10 protein-coding genes are annotated in these 12,918 nt (G+C 68.9%); 2 read left to right on the forward strand and 8 right to left on the reverse strand.

The genetic code is table 11. The features are described from left to right. The 7 genes from ABZ195_RS04430 to sfnG all read right to left on the reverse strand — a co-directional run bounded on the left by ABZ195_RS04430 (position 1) and on the right by sfnG (position 9,521). The gene (locus ABZ195_RS04430) at positions 1 to 2,034 is read right to left on the reverse strand and encodes a VWA domain-containing protein (RefSeq protein ID WP_355215256.1); all 2,034 of its coding nucleotides are present in this window, start codon (positions 2,032 to 2,034) and stop codon (positions 1 to 3) included. Between the two features lie 51 nt (positions 2,035 to 2,085). Continuing rightward, positions 2,086 to 3,468, reverse strand: coding sequence for an ATP-binding protein (locus ABZ195_RS04435; RefSeq protein ID WP_355215258.1), 1,383 nt, complete (start codon positions 3,466 to 3,468; stop codon positions 2,086 to 2,088). 90 nt (positions 3,469 to 3,558) lie between these two features. Then, a complete protein-coding gene (purH, locus tag ABZ195_RS04440) occupies positions 3,559 to 5,130 on the reverse strand; it encodes a bifunctional phosphoribosylaminoimidazolecarboxamide formyltransferase/IMP cyclohydrolase (protein WP_355216052.1) in 1,572 nt (523 codons plus the stop codon). 8 nt (positions 5,131 to 5,138) lie between these two features. Continuing rightward, on the reverse strand, positions 5,139 to 5,768 hold the full coding sequence (gene purN / locus ABZ195_RS04445; protein ID WP_355215260.1) for a phosphoribosylglycinamide formyltransferase: 630 nt from the start codon (positions 5,766 to 5,768) through the stop codon (positions 5,139 to 5,141). A 10-nt stretch (positions 5,769 to 5,778) separates the two neighbouring features. After that, a complete protein-coding gene (locus ABZ195_RS04450) occupies positions 5,779 to 7,314 on the reverse strand; it encodes a DUF6350 family protein (RefSeq protein WP_355215262.1) in 1,536 nt (511 codons plus the stop codon). 61 nt (positions 7,315 to 7,375) lie between these two features. Further along, positions 7,376 to 8,302 (reverse strand): DUF5336 domain-containing protein, encoded by a 927-nt coding sequence (locus ABZ195_RS04455; protein ID WP_355215264.1) that lies wholly within the window; start codon positions 8,300 to 8,302, stop codon positions 7,376 to 7,378. An 88-nt stretch (positions 8,303 to 8,390) separates the two neighbouring features. Continuing rightward, positions 8,391 to 9,521, reverse strand: coding sequence for a dimethylsulfone monooxygenase SfnG (gene sfnG, locus ABZ195_RS04460; RefSeq protein WP_355215266.1), 1,131 nt, complete (start codon positions 9,519 to 9,521; stop codon positions 8,391 to 8,393). Positions 9,522 to 9,635: 114 nt separating this feature from the next. On the opposite strand from sfnG, the gene ABZ195_RS04465 reads away from it, so the two are divergent. Continuing rightward, positions 9,636 to 10,484 carry an LLM class F420-dependent oxidoreductase gene (locus ABZ195_RS04465; RefSeq protein ID WP_355215268.1) on the forward strand — a complete coding sequence of 283 codons (849 nt, stop codon included), beginning with the start codon at positions 9,636 to 9,638 and terminating at the stop codon, positions 10,482 to 10,484. A 38-nt stretch (positions 10,485 to 10,522) separates the two neighbouring features. Then, positions 10,523 to 11,299, forward strand: a complete 777-nt coding sequence (locus ABZ195_RS04470; protein ID WP_355215270.1) for a class I SAM-dependent methyltransferase — start codon at positions 10,523 to 10,525, stop codon at positions 11,297 to 11,299. On the opposite strand, the gene ABZ195_RS04475 is transcribed toward ABZ195_RS04470, so the two are convergent. After that, positions 11,277 to 12,815 (reverse strand): acetyl-CoA acetyltransferase, encoded by a 1,539-nt coding sequence (locus ABZ195_RS04475; protein ID WP_355215271.1) that lies wholly within the window; start codon positions 12,813 to 12,815, stop codon positions 11,277 to 11,279. The genes ABZ195_RS04470 and ABZ195_RS04475 overlap by 23 nt on opposite strands. Positions 12,816 to 12,918: the final 103 nt, after the last annotated feature.

A 12,918-nucleotide genomic window follows, 5' to 3' on the forward strand; every position in this document is an offset into this window, starting at 1 on the left:
TCAGCGCCGCCGGCGCGACCGTAGGTAGTCGCCGACCACTGCCGCACCCAGCCCGTCGAGGTCGGGTTCGACGACTCTGCCCTCCACCCGCCGGGCCACTTGGTCGATGAACCGCGCCAACCCCGGGTCGCTGCCGAGCCGGAAGATGGTGACCTGCGCGCCGAGGCGGGAGATCTCGTCGAACCCCTTCACGGTGTGCGCAATGGTGCGTGGGTGGGGCGGGTAATCGAAGAACACCGAGGTGCCACCCTCGTCGCGGCCGTAGTCCTCCAGGTGCGCGGTCGGCTCGCCGTCGGTGACGATGAGCACCACCGGTTGGGCATTGGGGTGGCGGCGCAGGTGGCGCGACGCCAGTGCCAGCGCGTGGTGCAGGTTGGTGCCCTGCTCGTAGACGCCTTCCAGACCTGTCAACTCCGCGGCGCTGACGGTGCGGGCGTATCGCCCGAAGGCAATGATCTGAAGGTCGTCGGAGCGGAACCGGGTGCTGATGAGCTGATGCAGTGCCAACGCGGTGCGCTTCATGGGCAGCCACCGGTTCTCCATCACCATGGAGAACGACGTGTCGACGAGTAGTGCCACCGCGGACTGAGTGCGCTGCTCGGTCTCGGAGATCTCCACGTCGTCGACGGTGATGCGCATGGGCAGCTCCGCTACACCCGTACCGCTGCCAATCCCCCGGTCGCTGCGCTCGAGCCGCGCTTGCGTGGACTGCCCGCCGGCTTGCCGCAGCACGGCGTTGGTCAACGTGCGGGTGACGTTCCACGGCTCGGTGTCGCCGAACTGCCACGGCCGGGTGGCGCCGGTGAGCTCACCGGCCGCTCCCGCCCGGCGGGTGTCGCGCTCCCCGTGGCGGCCTGAAAGCTGTTGCGCCACATCACGAAGGATCATCTGACCCAGCTGCCGCATCGCCTTGGGCGACAACCGCCACTGCCCGTCGGCGTCGCGGTCGAGGAAGCCCTGATTCATCAACGCGCGTTCGAGTTCGGACAGCGTGCGGGCGTCGACGGCGGCTTGGTCGCCGAGCTGGCGAGCCAGCATGTCGAGGTCGACGTCGTCCATCTGCGCGCCGGCATAGCTCTGGCTCAGTTGCTCGGCGAGCTGCTCGAGCTCACCGATGTCGGCGAGGGCTTGGGCCCCCTCGCCCATGCCCATCGGGTTGTCGCCCTTGAATCGCTCCGAGCCTTGCCAATCCTCGCCGGGCCGCGCGTTCTGCAGGTGTTGATCCAGTTTGTCGAGCGCATTGGTCAACGACGGTGAGCCAAAGGCCTGCTGCGCCAAGGCATCCAGCTCGGCACGCTGGTCGGCCGAGAGGCTGTTGCGGAATCTCTGCGCGGCTGCGGCCCGCTTGGCCAGCGAATCGAGGAGCTCGTCGATGTTCTTCGGGTTCTCGGGAAAGAACTCGCCGTGCTTGGCCATGAACTCGTCGAAGTCCTCCGGGGAGTCCTCGCCACTGGCGTGCTTGTCCAGCAATTCGTTGAGGTCGTCGACCATGTCGTTGACGCGCTGGCGATCCTCGTCGGTGGCGTTCTCCAAGGCCTGCTTCATGCCCGCGAAACGCTGGTCGAGCATCTCGCGGCCCATGAGATCCTTGATTCGATCGTACTTCTCGCGCGCCTCGGGCGAGCGCCAGCCGTACTCGGACAGTTCGGAGACGGCCTTGGCCGGCGACGGCGGAAGCGCCTCCAACTGCAGCTCGTTGAACCTCGCGTCGTCGTCGAGTGCGCGGGCCAGCTCCTTGCGCTCGGCCAGCACTGCCTCGTCGAGCAGCTTCTTGATCTCTTGAAGAGTCCCGTCGAGATTGTTCTGCTGCAACAGCTTTCGACGCTTGCTGTTGGCCTCGGCGGCCAGCCGGTCGGCGCCGCGCATGTTCTGGGTGCCGCGGCGCATCAGCTCGGCGAGCGCACGTCGCGGTGAACTGCCCTCCATGACGTCCTGGCCGATCTGTTCCAGCGCCTCGCGCAGGTCGACCGGAGGCGCCAGCGGGTCGGGCCCGCCGGAGTAGCGCGAATACCGCGAAATCCGCTTCGGGCTCACGTGCCCCACTCCTCAACGCAGCTCGTCCCTCGCTGCTTGATCGTCGTGCGGCTATCCATAAATGGTTTCGCCCTCCCCGGACACCTTGTCGATGCGCTTGGCCAGGTACAGCGCCTCCAGCGCCAACTCCAGGGCCGCGGCGCGTTCCCCGTCGGTCTGGGCGCCCAGCCGTTCTGCGACGGCGTCGACGACCGGCAGATCCGGCAGCGCGGCCAACACGTCCTTGGCCGAGACGCGCTCCCCCGTCGTGACCGGGGCGCCCTCCTCGACCGCGGAGACCAGCGGTCCGACGTCGAGACCGCCGAGAAGCCGCTGCGCGGTGTCGGCGGTGGCCCGCCGCAACAGGTGTTCCAGCACCGCCTGTTCGCGGCCTTCCTCACCGGATTCGAACTCCAGCTTGCCGCGGAGCACGTCGACGACCGTGCCCAGGTCGACCACGCGCGCGACGGGATCCTGCTCGCCGAGGATCGCCGACCGGTGCGTGGCGGCCGCGGCCACCGTCTCGGCGGCGGCGATCGCGAATCGCGCAGAGACACCGGAGCGCTGGTCGATCGACTGCGATTCGCGCAGCGAGCGCGCGAAGCGGGCCAGGATCTGCAGGAGGTACTCGGGCACCGCCGCCGGCAGATGGGATTCCTGCTTGATGACGCCGACCTCGGCGTCGAGTTCGAGCGGGTAGTGGGTGCGGATCTCCGCGCCGAACCGGTCCTTGAGCGGGGTGATGATGCGACCGCGGTTGGTGTAGTCCTCGGGGTTGGCACTGGCCACCACCAGCACGTCGAGCGGCAGCCGCAGCGTGTAGCCGCGGACCTGGATGTCGCGTTCCTCCATCACGTTGAGCATCGAGACCTGGATGCGCTCGGCGAGGTCGGGCAGCTCGTTGATCGCGACGATGCCCCGGTGCGCCCGCGGGATGAGGCCGAACGCGATGGTCTCCGGATCACCGAGGCTGCGGCCCTCGGCGACCTTGATGGGGTCGATGTCACCGACGAGGTCGGCGACGCTGGTGTCCGGCGTCGCCAGTTTCTCGGTGTAGCGCTCGCTGCGGTGAACCCACGAGATGGGCAGGTCGTCGCCGGAGCCGGCTGCGCGCCGGATCCACTCGGGGGTGATCGGCGTGTACGGGTGCTCGTGCAGCTCGGATCCCTCGATGACGGGGGTCCACTCGTCGAGCAGGTTGGTCAGCGACCGCAGCAGCCGGGTCTTGCCCTGACCGCGTTCACCGAGCAGCACGACGTCGTGTTCGGCGATCAGCGCGCGTTCCAGCTGCGGGATGACAGTGTCCTCGAAGCCGAGGATGCCGGTCCACACGTCGCGGCCCTCACCAAGCGCGGCCAGCAGGTTCTCGCGGATTTCGGCCTTGACGCCCCGCTCACGGTGGCCGGAGGCACGCAGCTCGCCGACGGTGCGGGGCAGATCGTTAGGTGATGTCACTACTCCACGCTACGACGGTTGACGTCAGGAGGCACCAGGTCCGTGCTCTCAGCGAAATTACGACGCCGTGACGAGGCACCGAACGGGGGTCTAGTGCGCGAAGTGACGCGCCCCGGTGAGGTACAGCGAGATGCCCGCCGCGGCGGCCGCCTCGGTCACCACGTCGTCGCGCATCGACCCCCCGGGGTGGACGATCGCCGTCACGCCCGCCGCAGTCAGCACCTCGAGGCCGTCGGGGAAGGGGAAGAAGGCGTCGGAGGACGCCACCGCACCCCGGACGCGGTCACCGGCGCGCTCGACGGCCAGCCGCGCCGCGTCGACCCGGTTGACCTGCCCCATGCCCACGCCGACGGTCGCGCCGTCCTTGGCGACGACGATCGCGTTGGACTTCACGGCACGGCAGGCGCGCCAGGCGAACACCAGATCGGCGAAGGTCTCGGGATCGGCCGGCGTGCCGGTAGCCAGCGTCCACGTCGACGGGTCGTCGCCGGGGGCGTCGACCGCGTCGCGCTGCTGGACCAGCAGGCCACCGCTGACCTGACGGAACTCCGCTCCGCCGACCCGAGGTTCGGAGGCCACCAGCACGCGAATGTTCTTCTTACCGGCCAAGATGTCGACCGCGCCCGGCTCGTAGGCCGGGGCGATGATGACCTCGGTGAAGATCTCGGCGACCGTCTTCGCCATCTCGACGCTGACCGTCGTGTTGGCCGCGATGACTCCGCCGAACGCACTCAACGGGTCGCACTCGTGAGCCTTTCGGTGGGCGTCGGCGACCGAGACCGACGACACCGCGATGCCACACGGGTTGGCGTGCTTGATGATCGCCACGCACGTCTGCTCGTAGTCGAACGCGGCCCGCCAGGCGGCGTCGGCGTCGGTGTAGTTGTTGTAGGACATCTCCTTGCCGTGCAACTGTTCGGCTTGCGCGAGGCCGGGCCAAGCCGAGTCGTCGCGGTACAGCGCGGCCTGCTGGTGCGGGTTCTCGCCGTAGCGGAGCACTGCGGCCCGCTTCCAGGTGCCACCGAACCACTCGGGCGGGCCGACGTGGTCGGCTTCGGATGCGAGCACCGACCCCATCCAGCTGGCGACGGCAACGTCGTATTCGGCGGTGTGCCGGAAGGCCAAGGACGCCAACCGCTTTCGCTCGGCCAGGGTGAAGCCGCCGGCACGGACCGCGGCGAGCACACCGTCGTATCCGCGGGGCTCGACGACGACGGCGACGCTGGGGTGGTTCTTGGCGGCGGCGCGCACCATCGACGGCCCGCCGATGTCGATCTGCTCGACGCATTCGTCCTCGGAGGCACCGGATTCGACGGTCTCGGTGAACGGGTAGAGGTTGACGACGACCAGTTCGAAGGCCGCGACCCCGAGTTCGTCGAGAGCGGCCAGGTGCTCGGCCTTGCGGGTGTCGGCCAGCAGGCCGGCGTGCACCCTGGGGTGCAGCGTCTTGACGCGACCGTCGAGCACCTCGGGGAAGCCGGTGACCTCCTCGACCGGGGTGACCGGGACACCGCTGGCGGCAATGGTCTTTGCCGTGGATCCGGTCGAGACGATGTCGACGCCTGCCTCGTGGAGGCCGCGCGCCAGCTCGGCGAGACCGGTCTTGTCGTAGACGCTGATCAGCGCGCGCCGAACCGCCCGCCTGCCGTCGTCGGTATCCACGTGCACGCTCATCCGATCATTGCCTTTCGTCCTGTCCACGTCACACCGCGCGTTGCCATCGCGGCGAGTACCTCCACCAGCAGCCGCCGCTCGACGACCTTGATCCGTTCGTGCAGGGCGCCCTCGTCGTCGTCGTCGAGCACGTCGACGGCCTCCTGCGCCAGGATCGGCCCGGTGTCGACCCCCGAGTCGACGAGGTGCACCGTGCACCCCGTGACGCGCACACCGTAGGCCAGCGAGTCGGGCACGGCGTGAGCGCCCGGGAAGGCGGGCAGCAAGGCCGGATGGGTGTTGACGATCCGGCCGGCGAACCGCGAAAGAAATTGCGGGCCAAGGATCTTCATGAAGCCAGCCGATACGACGAGATCCGGTCGGAAGGCGTCGGCGGCCCGGGTCACAGCGACGTCCCACGCCTGCCGGTCGGCGTGGTCGCCGAGGCGGGTCGTGAAGGTCGGCAGCGAGGCGGCTTCGGCGATCTCCAGGGCGCGGCAGTCGCGATCGGTGCCGACCGCCACCACGCGGGCGGGGTAGTCGCCAACGGCGGCGGCCAGGATCGACTCCAGCAGTGAGCCCGTGCCCGAGGCCAGGACGATCAGCCGCGCCGGCGCACTGGGGGGCACGATGAGCGGGGGCTGCACGCGATGCAGCCTAATCGGACGGGCGCCGCGACTCTTCGCTGGTGTGGTGTTCACCGGCCGAGTGGTCGTCGTCGGCGAAGTAGTGAGCCTCGGGGTCGTCGTCGATGTCGAACGTGTCGCGGTGGGTCGGCCGCATCGGACGCGGCGGCACGCGCTCCTCGGGCTCCGACCGCGACACGGGCACGACCTCTGCCTCGATCTCGGGTTCGGGTTCGGGTTGGAGCAGTTCCGGTTCCAGGTCGGGCTCCCCCAACGCCGGCTCGAGGAATTCCTCGGCATCTGGTTCCGGCTCGAGCTCGGGCTCGGGTCGTCCGACGGTCGACACCGGTTCGGTCTCCGGCTCGGTCTCCGGCTCCGGTTCGGGCTCGGGTTCGGGCTCGGCCCGCGGTGCGTCGACCGTGGCAGTCCGCGTCTTGGGGCGACGCCGGAGGCCGCCGCTCATCACGACGGTCAGGCCGCCGACGGCGACGAACCAGATGAACACCGCGGGACCGAACGTGGCCTGGTCGACCCCGACGTCGCCGAAGTTGCCCAGCCGGCCACCGCCGGCGTGGCCGAGCAGCGCCATCGCCGCGGCGCCGATGACGGACGCGGCCACCAACTTGCCCACGGCCTCGGGGAGCGGTTCGGCCCGGCGCGCGCACTGTTGACCGACGGCCACGCCCGCGACGGCGGCGGCGATCAGCAGGGCTACCCAGATCGGCCCCAGCGGCGGGCTGGGCACCGCCGCCAGAATGGGCAGGGCGGGCACGTCGCCGCCGAGCACGGTGAACGAACTGAACGTCGCCAGTCCGATGTGTGCGCTGGAGCCGACGGCCACCGCGGCGGTCCCGACGATCACGTTCGGGGCGTACAACATGGACAGCAGCGTCAGACTCAACTGGCCGAACGCCGAGTCGGTGATGCCGAACAGGGTGTCCATCGTGCCCCAGTGCACGATCATCGACCCGGCCGCGATCACCCCGGACAGGCCGAACAACGTCAGCACGCCCACCAATCCGGCGCGGAACGCCTCGGGCAACCAGCCGGGAACGTAGGGAAGCCGCACCAGCCGTGGGGTCATCCTGGGGCCGACGCCGAGGAGGGCGCCGGCCAGGTGCACGGCCAGCACGCAGCCGAACGCGAGGGTCGCGCCGGGGGTCTGCAACTCGGTGAGCACCGAGGACGCGTCATGGATGACGGCCAGGGCGATGGCGGCAATCAGCAGGGGTCCGCCCAGCGCCGATGCCACGATCCACCGGATGACGAACCAGGAGGTGCCCGCCTTGGTCGCCGCCGCCGTGGTGCGGGCCGTGCCCCACACCATCAGCAGAAGTGGCAGGAGCGGCATGACGCCTAGTTCGGCACCGCCGATGGACACCGGCACGCCGTGCACGCCAAGCCACATGCTGGCGATCGCGCCGAACGCACCCGTCAGGTCGCTGTTGGCGATCACCAACTGCACCAGCACCACGGCGGCGATGACCGCGAGAGCGATCGCCGACGGCCCGAACGCGACACGCAACAGGTCGCGTGCCTGGCGTGTGCCGACTGGCCGGTTGTCCACTAGCTGTGTCGCTCCTCGCACGATCTCCGGCGCGCGCAGGGTGTGCGCGCGCCGCTAGAGATTATGACGGTGGCGGGGAGGATTGCGGCGCAGCCTGCTGCTGTGGTTGCTGCGTTTCGAACGACTGCGTCGGCTGGGAGCCGAGCGAGCCCTGCGGCGAGCCGAAGGCGGGGAATCCCGTCGGCGGCGTGGGCGGGCCATTTTCGTGCGATCCGGACTGCTGGCCCGGCTGCGGGGTCTGCTGGCCACCCTGCGGTGAGGTCGGCTGAGCGCCGAAGCCACCGGTCGAGGGGCTGTTGGGGTAGCCACCGTACTGCTGCTGGGGGTACCCGCCGCGCTGGCCCGGACCCTGCTGATGCAGAGGGGCGGTGTGCTGGGGCTGGCCCTGTGGCTGCCCGTAGTACTGCCCCGGCGCACCGTACTGGCCGTACGGGTTCTGGTCGTACTTCGGCTTGGGGGTGGGCGCGTTGATGACGCCGGCCTCAAGCAGCAGCGCGGCGACCGCGGCAACCACCTGAAGCAGCGAGAACACGATGATCAGGTACAGCGCCCACCCGAAGGACACGCCCGAGGGCAGGCCGACGATCTGCGACAGCACGATGAGCAGGGCCAGCACCGAGAGGATGGCGACCCACGTGTAGGACCTGCCGAGCTTGGGAAGCAGGCTGGCCCCGGCGAGCAGCGCGGCGACCAGGGCGACCGCCGTCGCGAGGGTGATGCCGATCGGCGTGGTGCTGACCGATCCGCCGATCGGGCCGAAGCCGGGGAGGTTCGGGGCGTTGATGGTGAACACCGGACCGAAGTTGGCCAGGTAGACGAACAGCCCGAGGACCGCGACGGCGGACGCCAGGTACTGCGGCAACTTGCTCGGCCCTGCCGGTGCGGCCTCCGGGGCGTTTCCGTACTGCGGCGCGGGCGCGGAGTACTGCCCCGCGGACGGCCCGGACGGGTAACCGGAGTTGCCGGGCGGGCCCGATGGGTACGACATGTCCCCTCCTCTGATGGGCGATTGGTTCACCCACGCTAGCGCACCAAGCTTTGGAGCCGGTTCGCGCGCACGCCAGCGCGAGGAGTGCTCAGGCGGGGATCAGCACCGGCTGGTCGCGCGAATTCTCTTCGGACCGTTCGATTTCCCGCACCAGCGGGAGCACCCTGGCGCCGAAGTACTCGATCTCCTCCTGGAAGTGCAGAAAGCCGCCGAGGATCAGGTCGACGCCGCGCTTGCGGTAGGCGACGATGCGTTCGGCGATCTGCTCGGGCGTGCCGATCAGCTGGGTCCGGAAGCCGTCGTTGTACTGGACGAGGTCTTCGAACGAGGAGTCGGCCCACATGCCCTTCTTGTCGCCGGTGGAGTTGCCCGCCTGCTGCACGGCGCCACGGAAGCCCTCGACGGCGGGCTTGTTGGCCTTCTCGATGATCTCGCGCAGCGTGTCCCGTGCTTCTTTCTCACTGTCCCTGGCGATGATGAAGCCGTTCAGACCGACCTTCACCTCCCGGCCGACGGTGCGCGCGTGGTCGCGAACCTCCACGACCTGTTCGGTGATGCCGTCGAAGTCCTTTCCGTTGGAGAAGTACCAGTCCGAGTAGAGCCCGCCGTTGCGGCGGGCGGCGGTCGAGTTGCCACCCTGCAAGATCTCCGGGTTGGGACGGTCGGGCGTGTTGAGCGGCTTCGGCTTGAGGGTGAAGTCGTGGATCCGGTAGAAGTCGCCGCGGAAGTCCACGTCGTCCTCGGTCCAGATCTTGCGCAGCACCTGAAGGAACTCCGCACTTCGGCGGTACCGCTCGTCGTGTTCGAGCCACGGCTCACCGAGGTGGGTGAATTCGTCCTTGAACCAGCCGGAGACGACGTTGACGGCGAAGCGGCCGTTGCTGAGGTGATCGGCGGTCGCGCCCAGCTTGGCGAGCACCGCGGGCTGCCACAACCCGGGGTGGACGGCGGCGATGACCTTCAGCCGTTCGGTGGCCAGCAGCAGCGCCAGGCTGAAGCTGGTGGACTCGTGCTGGTACTCGGCGCCGTAGCTGGCCTCGTAGCGGACCTGGCTCAGCGCGTACTCGAAGCCGTTGTTCTCGGCGGTCTGCGCCAGCTTCTTGTTGTACTCGTAGTTCCAGTCGGTGCGTTGCTCGATGTCGCTGGTCACGAGGCCGCCGCTGACGTTGGGCACCCAGTAGGCGAACTTGACGTGGTCGGCGATGCGTTCGGTCGTCATGGGTGTCATCCCAGCCCGGTAGTCGATCCTGGTCACGGGTATCGATCCGTCAGATTTCAACACCGGCCGCGTCCGCCTTGCGCTCGAGGACTAGAACACGTTCTAATTCTGCTCATGGACTACGGGCTCGTTCTCTTCACCAGCGATCGTGGGATAGCTCCGGCGCCCGCCGCCAAGCTCGCCGACGACCACGGCTTCCAGACGTTCTACGTGCCCGAGCACACCCACATCCCGATCAAGCGAGAAGCCGCGCACCCGACCACCGGTGACGAGTCGCTGCCCGACGACCGCTACATGCGCACGCTGGATCCGTGGGTCAGTCTGGGCACCGCGGCCGCAGTGACGACGAAGGTGCGGCTGTCGACGGCCGTCGCGCTGCCCGTCGAGCACGACTGCATCACGCTTGCCAAGTCCATCGCCACCCTCGACCACCTCTCGGGCGGCCGCGTCAGCCTCGGCGTCGGATTCGGCTGGAACACCGACGAGCTCACCGATCACAACGTGCCACCGGGCCGCCGTCGCACCATGCTCCGCGAATATCTGGAGGCCATGCGCGCCCTGTGGACGCAGGAAGAGGCCGAATACGACGGCGAGTTCGTGAAGTTCGGCCCGTCGTGGGCGTGGCCCAAGCCGGTCCAGTCCCACATCCCGATCCTCGTCGGCGCCGCGGGCACCGAGAAGAACTTCAAGTGGATCGCCAAGTCGGCCGACGGCTGGATCACCACGCCGCGCGACTTCGACATCGACGCACCCGTGAAACTGCTGCAGGACACCTGGGCCGCCGCCGACCGCGACGGGGCTCCGCAGATCGTCGCGCTGGACTTCAAGCCCGACCCCGACAAGCTGGCTCGCTGGGCCGATCTCGGCGTCACCGAAGTGCTGTTCGGGTTGCCGGACAAGTCCGAGGCCGAGGTCGCCGGCTACGTGGAGCGGTTGGCCGGCAAGCTCGCCGCCCTGGTCTGACTCAGAGGCTTCTCAGCCGCGGAGCGCATCCTGGTGTCATGGCCGAGCCAACCCCCGTCTTCACCGACCGACGTCGCGCCGAGTCGTTCGGCTCGGTCGCCGACGACTACGACCGCTACCGTCCGCGGTACCCGGCTGCGCTGATCGAGCGGCTCGTGCGCTCACCCGGCCTCACCGTTCTCGACGTGGGGGCGGGTACCGGCATCGCCTCGGTTCAGCTCGCAGCCGCCGGAGCCGACGTGCTGGCCGTCGAGCCCGACGAGCAGATGGCGGCGCTGTGCGCCGCGAAGGGAATCCCCGCCGAGCGCAGCACGTTCGAGGGGTGGCAAACCGGTGGCCGGACGTTCGACCTCGTCACCTTCGGGCAGTCGTTTCACTGGGTGGATCCCGACGTCGCCTTACCGAAGCTGGCGTCGCTGCTGACCCCCGGTGGCCGGCTGGCGTTGATGTGGAATCGCATCACGGCAAGCGATTCGATGAGACGGGGCATCGAACGCATCTCCGCGGAATACGGCGTCACCACACCCGCCTCGACGTCGGGCAACAACGCCGAGACCGCCTTGCAGTCCCTGCTGCGGCGCACGGAGTTGTCCGCCGAGCGCGTAGAGGTTCGCGAAGAGTTGCACTACTCCACCGAGGACTGGCTCAGTCTGGTGTTCACCCATTCCAACCACGTCGTCCTGGAGCCAACCGCCAAGGCCCAGTTGCGTACCCGCCTGCGGGACCTCATCGGTGACGACGGGGTCAGCGCGGTCAACGACGCGCTGGCGCTGATTTGTACGCGGTCGGCGGTCAGGCCAGCGTCGCGCGGTTGACTCCGTCCTCGGTCGCCTTCACGACGATCGCGGCGCCGAGCGGGTCTCCCCCGGTCATCAGCGCCACCAGGTCGTCGTCCTCGGTCAGCGCCATGAAGCGGGTGTCGTCGGCGTCGAGCCGCCCGATGATGACGCCCGTGGTGACCGGCCAGTCGTAGCGCACCGAGTACGTCTCGATCGTCCCCGGCCCGTCGGCGTGACGGGTGACCGCAACCGTGGGCAGTGCCGCGATGTCGGCCTGCAGCGCCGCGCTGCGGTCGGCTGCCCATTCGGCGGGCTCGGTGGAGTAGACGCCCACGGAGTACTTGCTCATGACGCCGCCGTTGGCGCCGACGAGGCCGAATGCTCCTGGGCGATCCTGCATCTGGGCCACGGTCTCGGCGATGCCGTGCAACGAATAGCTGTTGCCGGGGCCGCCGAAGTACGGCAGCCCGCCGGTGAGTGTGAGCCCCCGGGGGTCGTCGGCTCGAAGTCCGAAGTCGTCGCACACCGCGAACACCGGGAACGGGAAGCAGCTGTAGAGATCGAAGGTCGCCACGTCGTCGATGCCGATGCCCGCGCCGCGAAGCGCTTCAGCCACTGCCTGTTTCGCGGCAACGCTGATGCTCGGGTCGACGCGGTCCAGCAGGTCCTGCTCGACCTGGTCGGCATGCCCGCGCAGGTATACCCACTTGTCCTCCGACACGCCGAGGCGCCGGGCGGCGGCCACCGACATCACCAGTGCCGCAGCGCCCTGGTTGACGGTGTCGCGGGCCACCATCAGCCGCGGATAGGGGTCGCAGATCATCCGGTTCTCGGCGGTGACGGTCTCGATCTCGTCGACTGACCGCTCCACCGGCGATGACGAGAACGGGTTCTTCGCAGCGACTTTGGAGAAGGGCGCGAACAGCTCGGCCATCTGATGCCGATAGTCCTCGACGTCGAGACCGAGTCGGCCGCGGCGCGCGTTGTCGAGCAGCCCGTACTGCACGGGCGCACCCGTCAGTCCGTGCGTGGCGGTGTACTCGGACATGTATTGCTCGAAGCCGTAGCCGCGGTCCTCGAGTTGGCCCCCGACGTTCTCGCCGTGATCGGGTCGGTCGACTTCTCGCCCCGCGAAGGTCTTCAACGTCGAACCGTTCTCCGACCCGAGGATCAACACCACGTCGTGCTCGCCGGCGGCGATGGCGCCGGCGAACTCGGTCATCAGGTGCTGCGGGCCGTTGCCGCCGATCGGTTCGAGGATCGCGCGCACCGGGTCGGCGCCGACGCGACGGGCCACCGATCGCACGTAGTTGTCCGAGGCGCCCAGCGCCGGGTCGTCGAACGGCGTGCAGATCTCGAACTGCCGCAGCCCGGCGAACACCTCGACGGCGCCGGCGACGGTGGACACCTCGGCGCCGGTGTCGGCCAGCGCGGCACGTACCGCCTCGGTGGCGAGGTCGACCGACGACATGCCCCGGTAGTCGGGATCGTCGATGCGTTCGGTGAACTGTCCGACGCCGACGACGACGGGCGTGCGTGGGTCGACCGGCATGCGAACCTCCTGGCGAGTACTGATTCGTCAGGCTAATCGAATCTGTAACGTGTTCCAATTCCGGGACTCGGCACTTTCGCCTGCGTGACGTACATCGGAATTG

It is taken from the genome of Mycobacterium sp. NPDC006124 (assembly GCF_040614235.1).
In the GTDB taxonomy this organism is placed as follows: domain Bacteria; phylum Actinomycetota; class Actinomycetes; order Mycobacteriales; family Mycobacteriaceae; genus Mycobacterium.

Coding starts and splice junctions, on each gene's coding strand:
- ABZ195_RS04465 (WP_355215268.1), top strand. CDS start 9,636: ATGGACTACGGGCTCGTTCTCTTCACCAGCGATCGTGGGATAGCTCCG.
- ABZ195_RS04455 (WP_355215264.1), bottom strand. CDS start 8,302: ATGTCGTACCCATCGGGCCCGCCCGGCAACTCCGGTTACCCGTCCGGG.
- ABZ195_RS04475 (WP_355215271.1), bottom strand. CDS start 12,815: ATGCCGGTCGACCCACGCACGCCCGTCGTCGTCGGCGTCGGACAGTTC.
- ABZ195_RS04470 (WP_355215270.1), top strand. CDS start 10,523: ATGGCCGAGCCAACCCCCGTCTTCACCGACCGACGTCGCGCCGAGTCG.
- sfnG (WP_355215266.1), bottom strand. CDS start 9,521: ATGACGACCGAACGCATCGCCGACCACGTCAAGTTCGCCTACTGGGTG.